This window comes from uncultured Polaribacter sp., from assembly GCF_947501385.1.
Classification (GTDB): domain Bacteria; phylum Bacteroidota; class Bacteroidia; order Flavobacteriales; family Flavobacteriaceae; genus Polaribacter.
Map to the genome: position 1 here is coordinate 1 of NZ_CANMVP010000083.1, position 487 is coordinate 487.

Genomic DNA, 487 nt, shown 5'->3' on the forward strand with positions numbered 1-487 from the left:
CCAGTGGCAATATGCTATCCAAAAGTACTCTACAAAATACTATTTGACAGCGTATGGGAAACGCTTTGTTGTTTTGGAGATGCTCCAAAACATTTAGGAGCAAAGCTAGGGATGATCGCCGTACTTCATACTTGGGGACAAAATTTGAGTCTGCACCCCCACCTGCATTGTATTGTTCCCAAGGGTGGCGTTTCCAAAGCGGGATTTTGGAAAAAAGGCAAAGGCAAAGATAGCTTCCTGTTTTCAGTAAAAGCCATGAGCGTGAAATATAGAGGTGTATTTGTATCAAAACTGCGCAAGCAGCTCCCTGAATTACCACAAACACTTTACGATGCTTTATTCAAGAAGCGTTGGGTAGTTTATGCAAAACCCCCTTTTGGAAAACCCGCAAATGTAATTGAATATCTTGGCAGATACACACATAAAATAGCGATTAGCAATCACCGTATCTTAGCGATTGATAAAGAGAAAAGGCAGGTTACATTTC

At 41.1% G+C, this 487-nt stretch carries 1 protein-coding gene; it reads left to right on the plus strand.

The features are described from left to right. A partial coding sequence (locus tag Q0998_RS19280) for a transposase (protein WP_299673094.1) occupies positions 1-487 on the plus strand: 487 nt, incomplete at both ends.